The sequence below is a fragment of the Chryseobacterium sp. GW823-FHT05E08 genome, from assembly GCF_058795655.1.
In genome coordinates this window covers 235422-249665 of sequence record NZ_JBXAHY010000006.1, presented here as the reverse complement: position 1 = coordinate 249665, position 14244 = coordinate 235422, and the positions used below count along the sequence as shown (strand labels likewise).

Below are 14244 nucleotides of genomic sequence, written 5' to 3'. Positions count from 1 at the left end.
TTTAGTTTTTTATAAGGCACTGATATTTTTCAGTTGCCTTTTTTTTATGCTAATAGATTACTGTAATTTTTTTTGAAACAGAATTGATTATTAAATAATTATGTTGTTGTTTTAAAGCTAGTTGCAGATTTAAAAATTTATTTAAAGTTATTTCGCCAAATTGTTATTATTTTTAATTTTTACATTAAATATTTATACCTAATTAAGATAAATTATGAATTTTAAGATGCAGGATATGGCAGGATGCCGAAATTTTTGTAACAATGTACATTGGCTAAATAATAATTTAATGTTACTAAAACTTAATATATGTCTTTAAAAATTACAAACAAGAATTTAAAGCCATTAATTGCACCTTTATTTCTGCTTGCGTCTGGTTTTGTCTTTGGGCAAACAACAATTAAGGATACTGCAAAAGTAGGAACGAAAGAGATCGAAGAGGTTGTGGTTATAGGCTACGGAAAAGTGAAAAAATCTGACTTAACGGGAGCTGTAGCTTCAGTTTCTGCAAAAGATTTGGCTGCCACACCAGCAATGAATGCTTTACAGGCATTACAGGGAAGAGCTGCAGGTCTGAATATCGTTACAGCAGGTGGTGCTCCTGGAGCAGGTGCAAACGTTACCCTTCGTGGTGGTGCATCGATCACCCAAGGTACAGAGCCACTTTACATTGTGGACGGTTTCCAATTGGATAATGCATTGAATGTTATTAATCCAAATGATATAGAAAGTATTGACGTACTAAAAGGAGCTTCTGCAATTGCGATTTACGGGGCACGTGGTTCCAATGGTATTATTGTTATTAAAACAAAAACCGGGAAAAAGGGTAGAACAACTATTAATTATAACTCTTTTATGTCATTTGACATGCTTTCGAAGAAGCTGGATATGGTCTCAAATTCGGAAGATTATGTAAAATATCAATATGAACTGGCACAACTTTCAGGAAAAGCAACTCAATGGAGTAATGTTTTCGATAACAGTTTAGGAACTGATACTCCTGGATTTTATACCGGAGTTTATGGTAGAATCAATAATAGATATGCATCGGCTCCTGCATTAGATTGGCAGGAAAGAATGCTTGGTGGAACGGGGACAACCCAAAACCAGAATGTCAACGTCTCTGTAGGGAATGAGAAAACGCAGGCATATATCAGTTATAATTACAATAAACAAGAGGGTTTATTACAAAATTATAGTGAAACCAGAAATTCATTGCGTGCCAACATCAATTCAGAATTATATAAAGGAATCAGAGTAGACTTCAGCTCTATGTTTAATTCCAATTCTACCAACGGAGGTGGAGCATATTCGGGAATGAAAAAAATCCTTCTTCAGCCAATCACTGGAGGAACTAAATTTACACAGGATCAGTTATTTAATACCCAAACATATGGTGATTATTCGGGATTAGATTCAAGTTTTGATACAGAAAATCCATATATAGAAACCCAGGCATCTCAATCCAATAGACGTTTCAGATCATTTGTGGCTAATGCAGGTGTTGAATTTGATTTTTTGAAAAATTTCACATTCAGAACAGCAGGTTCTTATAACTGGAATAACAGTAAATCTACAACATTTTCAGATGAGAACTCACGTTCATTTTTAACAGATCCTGTAAATACAGGAATTAACGGAAGTATTGGAAATGCAGAATCATTCCGTTATCAGATTACCAATACTTTAACGTTTAATAAAACATTTGCAGAGAAACATAGAGTTAGTGTTTTAGCAGGGCAGGAAGCTGTTTATCAGGAAGCTGAAAGTAATAGCATGACATTAATCAAATTTCCGTTTTTTAATTATGGATTATATGATATTGACAATGCAACAGTGTCCAATAAAAATGTAGATAATTCAAGATATGCAATAAGTTCTTTTTTTGGACGTGTAAATTACAGTTATGATGATCGTTATTTATTAACTGCTACCTTTCGTAGAGACGGATCTTCGAAATTCGGTTCAGATAAAAAGTGGGGTAATTTCCCGTCAGTAGCTGCTGCTTGGCGTATTTCTCAGGAAAATTTCTGGCAAGACAGCAAGATTAATAAAATTGTCAATGATTTTAAATTAAGATTTGAATATGGTATCACAGGTAACAATGATATTGGGAATAGTTTATACACAACAAACTTAGTTCTTACAACTTATCCTTCTGATAATAATGCTACTAATCCAGCATTTACAACAAGTTCTACCGTGGGTAATAAAAATTTGCAGTGGGAAGAGATGAAAGCAACGAATATTGGGGTAGATTTAGCCTTCTTCAATAATAGGATAAAACTAACTTCAGAATTTTACAATAATGATATAAATAAAATGTTGCTGCCTGTTGGGTTGCCAGTGTCTACAGGTTATACAACAAAATATGAAAATATTGCAGTAATGAGAAACCGCGGTATGGAATTTACGCTTAATTCTATTAACGTAAAAACAGGAGCCTTCAGATGGTCAACAGATGCGAATATCGGTTTCAACAAGTCCAAAGTTCTTGCTTTGGATGGAAGAGACAACAGGCCATTTAACGCAGGTGGAAGCAGATCAGGAATGGTAACTTATTATGCTAAAGTAGGTGAACAGTTGGGAGATATGTACGGATATGTTTATCAAGGGGTTTACACAACTGATGATTTTACACAGGCTGCAAACGGAACACTTACTTTAAAACCAGGTGTTGTAAAACCTGCTACCGGAACTCCTAAACCGGGAGATATGAAATTTGCAGCAGATAATGAGGCTGGAGATCAGTTCACAAGAAAATTAGTGAAAATCGGAAATGGTACTCCTGATTTTATTGGAGGTATCAGCAATAATTTTTCTTATAAAGGATTCGATCTTGCTATATTCATGAAATTCAGCGTAGGCGGTGATATTTATAATGCCACTAAACAAAGTTTGAGCCCGTATGCTTTATACCAAAATGTTCCTACAGAATTCGGAAACAATTATTATCATTTGATTGATCCTAATACAGGGCAGGCAACGACAAATTTAGTACGATTAAAAGAACTTAACCCTGATGAAAACTCAAGGACTTGGAGTTTAAGCAATACAAATACAGCTAATATTGCTTATCCGTCATCATATTATGTGGAAGACGGATCGTATCTGCGAATTGCTCAGTTAACGGTTGGTTATAGCTTAAATAAAGAATTTTTACAACGTATCGCAGTAACTAATGCACGTATTTATGTTACAGTAAACAATTTAGCAACAATTACCGGTTACTCTGGTTATGATCCTGAAGTTGCGGCAGCATCCGGAGTTGCAATAACACCGGGGTATGATACTTCATCTTATCCACGTTCAAGAAGCTATGTTCTTGGGATCAATTTAACTTTTTAATATTTAAATATTTAGATCATGAAAAATATATCTAAAACATATAGATCAATAAAAAAAATACTCATACTTCCATCTTTTATAATTGCCGGAATATTCATCAATTCGTGTAGTGCAGACTTTTTGGATCAGCCAGCTTATAATATAACTGATACCAATACGGTATTTCAAAGTTTAGATACTGCAGATTTGTTTGTTCAGGGATGTTACAGAGGTCTGGTTCCTACAGAAATGTATTATCAGCTTGGAGCAGGAGATACAGTAACTCACTCTTCTGAAGATGGTTCCACTAATAATTCCAAATACAATATTTGTAATTACCAGTATGATGCTTATACGCCTAATACAGTTACAGGAATCTATGCAGCAATGTATTCAAGTATAGAGAAAACCAATATTGCGATCACCAGATTAGCTTTGATGGAGCCCAGCGTGAAACGTAATGCTCTGATAGCAGAAGTAAAAGCGATTCGTGCATTTTGTTATCACAATTTGATCAGAGTATATGGAGATGTTCCCGCCGTTTGGATTCCTTTGGAAGATGCAGATCCTAACGATCCTAATACTTTATATCCAAAACGTACTTCCCGAGATATAATTTACGATCGTGTTATCGCAGATATGCAGGAATCGGTAAATGATTTACCTACTACCGGAACAACTGAGCGTTTAACAAAAGCAGCAGGTAATGGTTTGTTAGCAAGAATCGCTTTATATGCTGCAGGGTATTCTCTAAGATGGGACCTTAATAGCCCAGCTCCTGGTACAATGTCTCGTAGAAGTGATAATTCAAGAGTTCAACAATTATATCAAATTGCAGATAACGCGGCTGCAGCTGTGGTTAATGGAGGAACTGCTAGTTTAGTACAGGCTCAGGGTGGTAAAAGTGGTTTCGAAGCTTTATGGTTCAATTTTGATCAAAGAAAATTTGCAGTAACGAATTCGGAAATGCTTTGGCACATCGCTGAATACGGCGCAAATACCAATTCAGCTTTTGGAGTCTATGCAATGGAAGGTTCTCGTGGCGGAACTTATGGTTCTCGTAAAGCACTGCAATTTATACTTCCAAGCTATTATCTTTCTTTTAATCAAGGCGATACACGTAGAGATGTTTCTTGTACTTCTTACAGTATTTATTTCTTAAATGCTGGGGCAGCTACAGATACTTGGGTAAACGCAGGAACTACATTCTCTTGTATTATGTCCGGTAAATTTAGAATGGGATGGTGTGTGGCACCACAGGCGGCGGATGCACGTAATTTGAACATTCCGATTCTAAGATATGCTGATGTTTTATTAATGTATGCAGAAACTCAGAATTATTTAAATGGAGGACCTACCGCTCAGGCTACAGCAGCATTACAACAGGTAAGAAACCGTGCAGGAATAGGTTCATTACCAATACCAAGCGGTCAGCAGGCATTCGAAAGTGCCATTGTTCAGGAGCGTAAATGGGAATTTGCAGGGGAATTTAATCTTCGTACTGATTTAATTAGAATGAACCGTTTGGCAAGTGAAATTGATGCTACAAAACAGGCAATGAAAAACTTATCAAACAAAACCGGTCAATACGCAAATACGCCTGCTCTGCGTCTTTATAAATTTGAAAAAAATGCACAGATTTATGGAGATCCGTTTTTAGCACTTAAATATATTGAAATAACGAACCCTGCAGAAATTGCAATCGTTCAAAACGTTCCTACGGCTGCTGCAAATTTTGCAGCTTATCAGACGGCTTTGGCGAGTATAGTTACAGCACACGGACAAACTGTAGTAGCTGGCGACAAATGGTATCCTACTAAGATGTTTGAAGCCTATACAAGTACTTTTAATGGTAATGCAAGAAAAGCGGTAGGATTTACTGGAGGCTTCAATGCACTTCAGATCGGAGCTATTATTTATACAAAACCAACAGGTTCTGTTGAAAACGGTGGAACTTATCCAAACTGGATCGAAGGTGGCGGAGATGGTCTTTTCTACGGATTTGTACCAAACAAAACAGAATTACTTCCGTTTGCAGCGCAGTCGGCAGGTCATCCTTTAGTTGATAATCCAAATCTTACGCAACTTCCGGGGTATTAATTAATAACCAATTGAAACTTATTTTAAACATTGAGAAAATTTTGGTTGAACAAAATCAACTTAAATTTTCTTAATAGTTAAATTTTTAAACAAAAACTTTATCACAAAATATTAATTATAAATAAACTCAATTAGATTGCTGTATAAATGAATTGATTTAATGAAAATTCAAACGTTAAATTATCTTTAAATAAAGAGTTTAGCAGTATAGTACGGGATACTGAAAAAAATATAACAATCTAATTTTGGGTTACAATTTAGAAATATAAGACAAACAATGGAAAAAGTAAAAACATTCAAATACGTAGACTATTTATGGGATGAAAATAAGGCGGCAGCTTTAGGAGATGATCAGGTTGCTTTATTTTTATACCGCTCAAATATATTAGGGGCAGATTTAAGAATTACCAATTATGGAGGAGGGAATACCAGTTGTAAAACACTTGAAAAAGATCCATTAACCAACGAAGAAGTTGAGGTTATGTGGGTAAAAGGTTCAGGTGGCGACATCGGAACACTAACAAGAAAAGGAATCGCCGGATTATATACAGAAAGATTAAGAAACTTAAAAAATGTTTACCAGGGGTTAGAAGATGAAGACAGAATGGTAGGTTTGTTCAACCACTGTATTTTTGATTTGGATAGCAAAGCACCTTCTATTGATACACCTCTTCATGGTTTACTTCCATTCAAACATATTGATCACCTTCATCCGGATGCTTTAATTGCTGTAGCTGCTGCAAAAGACAGCGAAGCGATTACCAAAGAAATCTGGGGAGACACAATGGGCTGGGTTCCATGGCAGCGTCCTGGTTTTGATTTAGGATTACAATTAGAAAAATGCTTACACGATAATCCGGGAATCCGTGGAATCGTTTTAGGAAGCCACGGATTATTCACTTGGGGAGATACTTCTTACGAATCTTACATCAATAGTTTAGAAGTAATCGAAATGGCTTCTGAATATATTGCTAAAAAAATTGAAGAAAACGGACAGGTTTTTGGTGGTCAAAAAGTTCAATCTTTACCTTCTGAAGAACGTAAAAACAAAGCAGCTCAATTGATGCCTTTATTGAGAGGTTTAGCTTCATCCGAAAACAGAATGGTAGGTCATTTTACTGATAGCGATGTAGTTTTAGAATATATCAACAGCAATGATCTAGAGCGTTTGGCACCCCTTGGAACATCTTGTCCGGATCACTTTTTAAGAACAAAGATTCAACCTTTGGTTTTAACTTTAGATAAAAATGAAGATTTAAGCGATTCTAAAGCTATTTTAGATAAATTAAATCCACTTTTCGAACAATACAGACAAGAATACAAAGAATATTACGAAACTTGCAAGCATCCAAACAGCCCAGCAATGCGTGATCCGAATCCTGTGATCATCATTTATCCGGGCGTTGGAATGTTCAGTTTCTCAAAAGATAAGCAAACAACTCGTGTTGCAAGTGAATTTTACGTCAATGCAATCAATGTAATGCGTGGAGCAGAAGCTATTTCTGAATACACATCATTACCAAGACAGGAAGCATTCGACATTGAATATTGGTTGTTGGAAGAAGCAAAACTGCAAAGAATGCCTAAAGAAAAACCACTTTCAAGAAAAATTGCTGTCGTAACGGGAGCAGGAGGTGGAATCGGACAGGCAATTGCTGACAAAATGGTTCAGGAAGGTGCTGTTGTAGTTTTCACAGATTTAAATCAGGAAGCTGTAGAGTCTGTTACTGCAAAATACAGCAAAGATCAGGCGGTTGCCGTCACTTGTGATGTGACGAGCGAAGAAGCGATTGCTAATGCTTTTAAAGAGGCGGTTCTGGCATTTGGTGGAGTAGATATTATCGTTCATTCCGCAGGGTTGGCTATTTCTAAATCTTTAGAAGATACAACAACAAAAGATTGGGATCTCTTAGAAAATGTCTTGGTAAAAGGACAGTTTTTAATGGCGAAAAATGGGGTAGAAATCATTAAAAAGCAAGGCCTTGGAGGTGATATCGTAAATATTGCAAGTAAAAACGGTTTAGTTGCTGGTCCAAATAATGTGGCATACGGAACTGCAAAAGCAGCACAACAACACATGACAAGATTATTAGCAGCGGAATTAGCATCTGATAAAATCCGTGTTAATGTTGTAAATCCTGACGGAGTTATCGTTGGAAGTAAAATCTGGGAAGGTTCTTGGGCAGAAGGCCGTGCAAAAGCAAACGGAATTTCTGTAGAAGAATTACCAGCATTTTATGCAAAAAGAAATTTATTAAATGAAATTATCCTTCCGGAAGACATCGCCAACGGAGTTTTCGCGTGTATTGCAATTTTAGATAAAAGTACAGGAAACATCATTAATGTTGATGGTGGAATGGCAAACGCCTTTCCGAGATAAAATTTTAATGCTGAAATAAGAATTATTATTAAATTGGAGGTTTAATATCACGTTAAGCCTTCAATTAATCAAAAATAATTTTCTTCACACAGAGCCACGAAGTGGCGACATATCAACAGCACAGGGTGAAACCCTGTGAACAAAAATGAATAAAGATTTTAAAAAAATCAAATCATGATTATAGGAAAAGATATCATTGAACAATATAATAAAGGAGAAATTGAAAACTTTAATACAGATTTCGATTTTCTACAAAATAAATTAACAAAATCAGGCTCGAATGTTACTGAAATCGTCAACAAAATTGCCGATTTTCAAGTGGCTATTCCGAGCTGGGCATTAGGAGCTGGCGGAACCCGTTTTGGAAGATTTTCTTACGGTGGAGAACCTTCTTCTTTAGAACAAAAATTAGATGATGTAGGATTGATTCATGCTTTAACGAATTCTGCAGGAGCAATTTCTTTGCATATTCCTTGGGATATTCCGAGTGATGTAGCAGCGATTAAAGAAAAAGCAGCGTCTCACGGACTTATTTTTGATGCGATGAATTCTAACACGTTTCAAGATCAGCCGGGAGCAAAAGCATCTTACAAATTCGGTTCTTTGAACGCTGTGAATGAAGATTCAAGAGCGTATGCGGTGGAACACAACAAAGAAGTGATCAGAATCGGAAAAGAATTAGGTTCAAAAAGCTTAACTGTTTGGCTGGCGGACGGAGCAAGTTTTCCGGGACAGTTAAATTTCCAGACAGCTTTATCAAACACTGAAAAAAGCTTAAAAGAAATCTACGCAGGAATGCCAGAAGACTGGAAGCTTTTCATCGAATACAAACCTTACGAACCGAATTTCTATTCAACAACAATCCAGGATTGGGGAACTTCATTCATGTTGGCAAATGCTTGTGGAGAAAGAGCTTACACGTTAGTTGACTTAGGTCATCACTTACCAAATACAAATATTGAGCAAATCGTTGCAACCTTAATGTACAAAGGAAAATTAGGTGGTTTCCACTTTAATGACAGCAAATATGGAGATGATGATTTGACAGTTGGTTCAATCAAACCTTATGCTTTATTCTTGATTTTCAATGAATTGGTATACGGAATGGAAAACAATGCTAACAACCCGTATCCAGCTTGGATGATTGACGCAAGTCATAACATCAAAGATCCGTTGGAAGATTTATTACAATCTTTGGAAGCTATTTTAATTGCATATGCTCAGGCTCTTTTGGTTGATCAAAAAGCATTAAAAACAGCACAGTTAAATAATGATGTTGTCGGAGCGCAAGACATTTTGCAGAACGCGTACAGAACAGATGTCCGTCCATTATTAAGAGCTGCAAGATTACAGACAGGTGCGGCGCTTGACCCGATTTCGGCTTACAGAAATTTAAAGGTAAGAGAAAATTTAATTACCGAAAGAGGTCTAAATGTTAAGGCAACTGGATTGTAATCCTATTTAAAATTGATAGTTTTAACTTTTGAGTGCAATCGAAAGTTTTTATTATATGTATCCTTATTTTTTTATCATTAAGGTTGAAAGTGTTTAGATGAGTAGGGTTTTAGGCATTGCTGCTTAAGAAATTAGTGGATTTTTTTCTTAATGCATCTTACTATCTGAACACTCCTTAATGGTTCAAAAAAATAATATTTAAATGAATATTCAATAAATATAATTATCATTTGCTGAGTGAAACGCCCTTGCGAACGTAAAAACGAATAGTAGTCAAAAAAACTTTGCGAACTTTGCGTTTAAGATTAAAATTTCAATTAAAACAGATTAGTGTTATTAGTGAAAACATTAGCGCTATTTGTGTTTAAAATATAAAAATTCATCACAAGAATGTCCAAAAAAAAGGTAACCATAGTATTTGATATTGGAAAAACCAATAAAAAGTTCTTTTTATTTGATAAAAATTATAAAGAGGTTGTTCGTGAATATACAGAATTACCCCTCACAACAGATGAAGATGGTTATCCCACGGAAGATCTTGTTGCATTACAAAACTGGATTAAAGATAATTTCAATGCCATTCTTGAAGATGAAAAGTATGAAGTAAAAGCGATCAATTTTTCCACTTACGGAGCAAGTTTTGTGCATTTGGATCACAAAGGAAATATCCTGACGCCTTTGTACAATTATACCAAACCGATGGATCAGGAAATTCTTGATTTATTTTATGAAAAACATGGAGATAAACTGAAAATTGCCCGAGAAACAGCATCACCTCAATCAGGAATGTTGAATTCAGGTTTGCAATTATTTTGGTTAAAATATAAACATCCCGAAACATTCAAAAAGATCCGTTACAGCCTTCATTTACCTCAATATTTGTCGTATCTGTTTACAGGAATCTGTGTTTCGGAATTTACGTCAATCGGCTGTCATACCAATCTATGGGATTACGATAAAGCGGATTACCATGATTGGGTTTACGAAGAAGAGATTGATACATTGCTTGGACCAATTGTGCCAACTTCGGCAAGTATCAATACCTCTTACAAAAACAAAAAAATTAAAATCGGAGTCGGAATTCACGACAGTTCTTCAGCATTATTACCCTATATTTTAAGTAAAAAAGAACCGTTTTTATTGCTTTCTACAGGAACCTGGAGTATTTCTTTAAATCCTTTTAATGATGAAAGTCTTACCGATGAAGATATAGAAAACAATTGCCTGAATTACATGCGTATCGACGGTAAACGCGTAAAAGCATCCCGTTTTTTTATGGGAAATGAATACAAAATTCAGGTTGAAAAATTATGTGCGTATTATGGAAAAGAGTATGGTTTCCACAGAGAAGTACAGTTTGATCAGGATTTGTATCTGCGTTTAATGAAAAATAAGAATATTTATTTTCGATTTGAAGGAATTATTTTGAAACGAAAAATGATTACTGCAACAGATTTAAATTCTTTTACTACATTTGAAGAAGCATATCATCAATTGATGATTGAATTGATGGATTTACAGATTCATACCATTACAAACGCAATCGGAAATTCGGATATTGAAAACATCTACATTGACGGTGGATTTACAGACAACGACGTTTTTATGAAACTGATGTCTCACCATTTCCAGCATTACAATGTGATGTCTACACATTCTCCGTTGGGTTCGGCATTGGGAGCTTCTATGGTTATTTCCAACAAAAAAATCGACGAAACATTTTTACAGCAGCATTATCAGATGAAAGTGCTTCAACCGTTAATTCTTAATTTATAAAATATTTTAGGTGTTGGTTAATAGTTGTCAGCTGATGGCAAAATCTCAAAAACCAACAACTATCAACCAATAACTAACAACTAATTATGGCATTTCCATTTGATACCCGTTATGCTTCACTTGAACTTTTGATTGAAAGAGCAAAAAAAAGAATGCCCCGTTTTGCTTTCGAATATCTGGATGGCGGATGTAATGAAAATATCAACAGAGACAGAAATACAAGCGAACTGAGAGAAGTTCTGCTTCGTCCGCAATACCTTAACAACAATTATGCGGAAGCCAATATGGAAACTGAATTATTTGGCGTAAAATATTCCGCACCATTCGGAATTTCTCCTGTTGGTTTACAGGGATTAATGTGGCCAAATGCTCCCGAAATTTTAGCAAAAGCAGCTTTCAAACACAATATTCCTTTTATTTTAAGTACAGTTACAACCAGCAGTATCGAAAGAATTGCTGAATTAACAGAAGGAAAAGCTTGGTATCAATTATACCATCCGAGAGAAGAATGGTTGCGTGATGATATTCTCGACCGTTGTGAAGCTTCTGGTTATGATGTTTTGTGCGTTTTGTCTGATGTTCCGACTTTTGGATACAGAGCAAAAGAAATCCGAAATGGTTTGGCAATGCCACCTCAGATTAACTTCCGAAACGTTTCTCAAGCTTTAGCGAGACCGGAATGGTGTTTGGAAATTCTGAAACATGGAGTTCCTAGTTTTAAAACCATGGAAAAATACATGGATAAAAATATGGGAGTGAAGCAATTAGGACAATTCATGAATTCTACATTTTCAGGAAGATTAAATTCTGATAGAATAAAAGCAATTCGTGATAAATGGAAAGGTAAATTGGTCATTAAAGGTGTTGCTTCTGATGAAGATGCCGCAGAAGCAGTACGTTTAGGTTTTGATGGAATGATCATTTCCAATCACGGCGGAAGACAGCTTGATGCCGGAGAATCTACGATTGCTGTAGTCAAAGAAATTAGTGAAAAATACAAAAATCAAATCAAAATAATGATGGACAGCGGTGTGAGAACTGGTCCAGACGTTGCCCGCGCTTTAAGCTGTGGCGCTGAGTTTACCTTTATGGGACGTACTTTTATGTATGCAGTCGGAGCTTTAGGCGAAAAAGGCGGTGATCATATTATTGAAATGCTTAAAATGCAATTCAGACAGGTTTTGGAGCAGGTTTGTTGTGAAAAACCGGAAGATTTACAAAACTTTAGAGTAAAATAATCCAGAATATTTTTCAGATTTAAATATCTAAATTAAAAAATTCGCAAGGTTGTCTTTGCGAATTTTTTGTATTCAATAGGAACGGGCTTTAGTCCGTTTTCAATAAAAGAAATTTTACATTGGCTTTAGCCAAAACTTAAACTTTAAAATATTTTTAAATGCAAAGATTTAATAAAAAAATGTATTATTTAAAGGATCAAAGTAAGGCGACAAAGTCGTTGATGAAGACTGCTTAATAATAATCAATTTATTGATTCCATCCTTTGCTCACTTAATATATTTAAAATCATAAATAAAACTTTGCGTCAAAAAATTCAACAGCTCAAAATAAAAAATTCGCAAAGACAACCTTGCGAATTTTGTTTATTATAATTTGAAAATTTATTTCTTCTTTTCAGATTTCACAGCCTGTCTTGCCAATAATTTCCAATCATTTTTCACTTTTGCCCAAACTAATAATACATCCAACGTTACATCACTGGTTCCTTTGCCAAGGTCATTAGTTTTCGCATAAAAATGATGACGAACAATCGCTGTGTTCCCAACGATATTGATATTTTGATTGGTAATATCAATGGTTTCAAAAACTGATTTTTTACTGGATAATTTGTCAACAAATTCTGCTGAATCATCTATATGACCTCCAGAATGTCCGTAAGTTAGTTCTGGTAAAATCAAAGATTCTAACGATGATTTATCACCACTTATCATAGCTAATCTTAGCTTCTCAGCAACATCAGTCACCGCATCTTTATCATTCTTTTTCTGTCCTGAAACAGCAAGTACCATGAAAAAACTCATGGCAAAAATTAATTTTTTAATCATAATTAAATTAGATATTTTTTTTTGAAAGTATATTTTAAAAATTAATGTAATCGATTGCGCATTTTTGTAAAAAATATAAACTTTAAGTTTTAAAGAGAATCTCTCTGAATAAATTTAAAAACATTATTCACCTGTTCTTTTTTATTTTTCAGAATCATATATGCTGCAGATTCTCCCATCGCTTTAAAATCTGTTGTAATAACGGTAATTCCAAGCAATTCTTTCAGTGGAGTTTCATTGTAAGAAATAATTCCGATGTCTTTGCCTAATTCAAGATTTTTCTGTCTGATTTGTTTAACCAAATTCACCAAATCACGTTCCCGGATGGTGATGAAAATATCTTTCTCCTGTAATTCCATGTCGGGATAAATTTCATCAAGAATTTCATAATCAAGTTTAAAATCTTTACAAAAATTCTCAAAACCTCGTACAATACGGAAAGGATAGGGATGAATGGATTTATCTGGATAGACCAAAATGATCTTTTCATATTTCTTGATTTTGTCTAAACCTTCCTTCAGGGCATTGTAAATATCATGTTCAAAATCCTGAAAAATAGTACCGTATTCCCCTGAAATATTGGGTTTGGTATTATCCAACAACAATAACTTATTTTTCGGAATTTTTTCAATCATATCAAGAACTTCCTGTGTCGAACTGGTATGTTTTGACTGCTCATCACGGAAATGAGGCATGATCACATAATAATCGAATCCACCGAGGTTCTTTTTTAATGAATTAATGAAAAGTGTCTCATCACAATGATAAATATACATCTCCACATTGCCTTTGGTACCGATTGCATTGACGAAATAATTATAAATCATCATCTTATAAGTACTAGGCTTGTTGATCAAAAAGAAGATGTTAATGATATCATTTTTATTGATACGCGAAATATAATATCCTTTTCCCTTTACCGATTCAATGATTTGTCTTTTTCGAAGCTCTTTATAGGCTTTTTCCACTGTATCTCTTGAGAGGAAGCAAGACTCACTAAGCTCGTTGATAGAAGGAATTTTTTCTCCTATCTGAATTTCTCCTCCATCAATTCCATTCAGAATAGAATCTACAATTTGTTTGTATTTTGGAACTCTGGAGTGTTCATTTATCTGTACTTCAAATGTTTCTGCCATGGCTTTT

General features: G+C 34.9%; 8 protein-coding genes. 6 read left to right on the top strand and 2 right to left on the bottom strand.

Annotated features, from left to right (window positions below; all coding sequences use genetic code 11):
• Nucleotides 1-309: 309 nt before the first annotated feature.
• The 6 genes from AC1Q7L_RS19145 (at nt 310) to AC1Q7L_RS19120 (ending at nt 12276) form a co-directional block, all read left to right on the top strand.
• Complete coding sequence (locus tag AC1Q7L_RS19145; RefSeq protein ID WP_492307318.1) at nt 310-3348, top strand: SusC/RagA family TonB-linked outer membrane protein; 3039 nt, start codon at nt 310-312, stop codon at nt 3346-3348.
• 18 nt (nt 3349-3366) lie between these two features.
• Complete coding sequence (locus AC1Q7L_RS19140) at nt 3367-5427, top strand: RagB/SusD family nutrient uptake outer membrane protein (protein ID WP_492307319.1); 2061 nt, start codon at nt 3367-3369, stop codon at nt 5425-5427.
• Between the two features lie 277 nt (nt 5428-5704).
• A complete protein-coding gene (locus AC1Q7L_RS19135; protein WP_492307320.1) occupies nt 5705-7807 on the top strand; it encodes a bifunctional aldolase/short-chain dehydrogenase in 2103 nt (700 codons plus the stop codon).
• 174 nt (nt 7808-7981) lie between these two features.
• A complete protein-coding gene (locus AC1Q7L_RS19130) occupies nt 7982-9262 on the top strand; it encodes a sugar isomerase (protein WP_492307321.1) in 1281 nt (426 codons plus the stop codon).
• Nucleotides 9263-9652: 390 nt separating this feature from the next.
• A complete protein-coding gene (locus AC1Q7L_RS19125) occupies nt 9653-11038 on the top strand; it encodes an FGGY-family carbohydrate kinase (RefSeq protein WP_492307322.1) in 1386 nt (461 codons plus the stop codon).
• Nucleotides 11039-11124: 86 nt separating this feature from the next.
• Nucleotides 11125-12276, top strand: a complete 1152-nt coding sequence (locus tag AC1Q7L_RS19120) for an alpha-hydroxy acid oxidase (protein WP_492307323.1) — start codon at nt 11125-11127, stop codon at nt 12274-12276.
• Between the two features lie 381 nt (nt 12277-12657).
• Here the strand turns inward: AC1Q7L_RS19120 and AC1Q7L_RS19115 are convergent, their stop codons facing one another.
• Both AC1Q7L_RS19115 and AC1Q7L_RS19110 read right to left on the bottom strand, forming a co-directional pair.
• Entirely contained in the window at nt 12658-13101 is a 444-nt protein-coding gene (locus AC1Q7L_RS19115) for a nuclear transport factor 2 family protein (protein ID WP_492307324.1), read from the bottom strand.
• Between the two features lie 89 nt (nt 13102-13190).
• Nucleotides 13191-14237 (bottom strand): GntR family transcriptional regulator, encoded by a 1047-nt coding sequence (locus AC1Q7L_RS19110; RefSeq protein WP_492307325.1) that lies wholly within the window; start codon nt 14235-14237, stop codon nt 13191-13193.
• Between the last annotated feature and the right edge of the window lie 7 nt (nt 14238-14244).